Raw genomic sequence first — 2,023 nt, 5'->3', positions numbered from 1 at the left:
CCGATGCCGGGCGCGTCGTCTTCGAGGTCACCGCGGACAGCACGCTGTCGCGGTGGATGGAGCTGCAGTCGGCGACCGTCGTATGGCACCGGGTCGGCGACCGGACCGAGACGACCTGGACCCTCGACTGGGCGCGCACCTATGACCCGTCGTGGTACTTCGGACCGCTCCAGCAGCACACCACCGGCCTCGCGGCCGGCTACCTCGCCGACACGTTCGCCGCCGCTGCGGCCGACAGGTGAGTGGGGCGATGAGTACCGACCCCGCCGTCGTACGCAGCCTGGGGCTCGCCCTGCCGGTCGTCGCGGTAGCCCTCTTGTGCGTCCGGCGACCGCCGAACCAGCGCGAGCTGGCGGCGATGGTCGTCGCGGCCGCCTGGTCGCTGCTCGCGCTGCTTCCCGTGAACCTGGTCGCGCAGTGGCTGGGGTGGTGGTCCTACGACGTCGAGGGCGCCGTGTGGCAGGGCATCGCGGTCGACCTGTGGCTGGCGTGGGCCTTGCTGTGGGGTGCGCTGCCCGCGCTCCTGCTGCGGTCGGGATGGCCGGCCGTCGGGATCGCGGCGGGGCTGGTCTGGGTCGACCTGGGCGCGATGCCGCTGGCCCATCCGGCCGTACGCCTCGGCGAGACCTGGCTCGTCGGTGAGCTGGTCGCGGTCGCATTCGTGCTGGTCCCGGCCCTGTTCCTGGCCCGCTGGACGCTGCTCGACCGACACGTCGTCGCCCGCGGCTGGGCGCAGGCGCTGTGTGCCGGTGGCCTCATCGTCGGAGGGCCGCTGGCCGTGCTCGCGCCGGAGCCGCGCTGGCCGGACGTGATCACCTCTGCGGGCGTCCAGCTCGCCGTGGCCTGTGCGCTGCCGAGCGTCGCCGCGATGCGCGAATTGGCGATCGTCGGCCGGGGTACCCCGTTGCCCTACGACCCGCCGAGCCGGCTCGTCACGTCCGGCCCGTACGCCTATGTCCGCAACCCCATGCAGATCAGCATGGTGCTGGTCTTCGTCGCCCTGGCGCTCACGTTCGGCGATGCCCGGCTGCTGGTCGCGGCCGTCGCGGCCGCTGCGTACTCTGCCGGGCTGGCGGCCTGGCACGAGGGTGCCCAGCTGCGGACGGCCTTCGGGGACGACTGGGTGGCCTACCGAGCCGAGGTGCCGTCGTGGGTTCCGCGATGGCGCCCGGCGGTGATCGACAGCGCGACCCTGTGGGTGGCCGCCGACTGCGGGATCTGCTCGGAGGTCGGCCGCTGGTTCCTGCGGCACGAGCCGCGCGGGCTCGCGATCAGGCCGGCGGCCGAGCACCCCGAGGTGCTCTACCGGGTGACCTACGAGTCGGCGGGCGTCAGGGTCAGTGGCGTCGCTGCGGTCGCGCGGGCCCTGAGCCACATCGACCTCCGCTGGGCGATGGCCGGCTGGGCGCTCGGGCTGCCCGGCGTACGGCATCTGGTCCAGCTCTGCACCGATGCCTTCGGTGCCGGTCCGCGGCCCTCGCGCTCGGCCGATCCGGCCTCAGTCCGCCAGGAGCAGGACGACCGACTCCGCGACGCATGCGGGCTTGGCGGAGCCCTCGATCTCGATCGTCGTCTTCACGACGAGCTGGAGGCCGGTGGGGAGCTCGGTGACCTCGCCGAAGGTGATGATCGGGCGGATGCGGGAGCCGACCAGGACCGGCATGGGGAAGCGGACCTTGTTGAGGCCGTAGTTGAGCTTCGCGCCGGGGGTCTCCAGCGAGTAGACGCTCACGCCGAGGTAGGGGATCAGCGATAGCGTCAGGTAGCCGTGGGCGATGGTGCCCCCGAAGGGACCCTCCTTGGCCCGCTCCTCGTCGATGTGGATCCACTGGTGGTCGCCGGTGGCGTCAGCGAAGGCGTTGACGCGGTCCTGGTCGACCTCGAGCCATTCGCCGGTGCCGATCTCGGTGCCTGCGGCGTCGGAGACTTCTTGGAGAGTGGTGAATGTGCGCACCCCCGGAATCTAGCGGCATACGGAATGATGGGCCCATGGAACCGTCCGACATGCAGATCAAGGCCGCCC

The 2,023-nt window shown here is 72.0% G+C and carries 2 protein-coding genes and 1 pseudogene; 2 read left to right on the top strand and 1 reads right to left on the bottom strand.

Features of this window, described 5'->3' with window-relative positions; genetic code table 11:
• Together VIU94_RS27980 and VIU94_RS27975 are read left to right on the top strand one after the other, a co-directional pair.
• A partial coding sequence (locus VIU94_RS27980) for a hypothetical protein (protein WP_331915338.1) occupies positions 1-242 on the top strand: 242 nt, incomplete at its 5' end.
• Between the two features lie 8 nt (positions 243-250).
• Positions 251-1,102 (top strand): annotated as a pseudogene (locus VIU94_RS27975) (methyltransferase family protein); the annotation flags it as partial.
• A 396-nt stretch (positions 1,103-1,498) separates the two neighbouring features.
• Here the strand turns inward: VIU94_RS27975 and VIU94_RS27970 are convergent.
• On the bottom strand, positions 1,499-1,954 hold the full coding sequence (locus tag VIU94_RS27970; RefSeq protein WP_414721027.1) for a MaoC family dehydratase: 456 nt from the start codon (positions 1,952-1,954) through the stop codon (positions 1,499-1,501).
• Positions 1,955-2,023: the final 69 nt, after the last annotated feature.

Source organism: Streptomyces sp., assembly GCF_036566765.1.
In the GTDB taxonomy this organism is placed as follows: domain Bacteria; phylum Actinomycetota; class Actinomycetes; order Streptomycetales; family Streptomycetaceae; genus Streptomyces.
The sequence above is the reverse complement of the archived record's forward strand: the minus strand, read 5'-3'. Positions and strand labels throughout refer to the sequence as shown.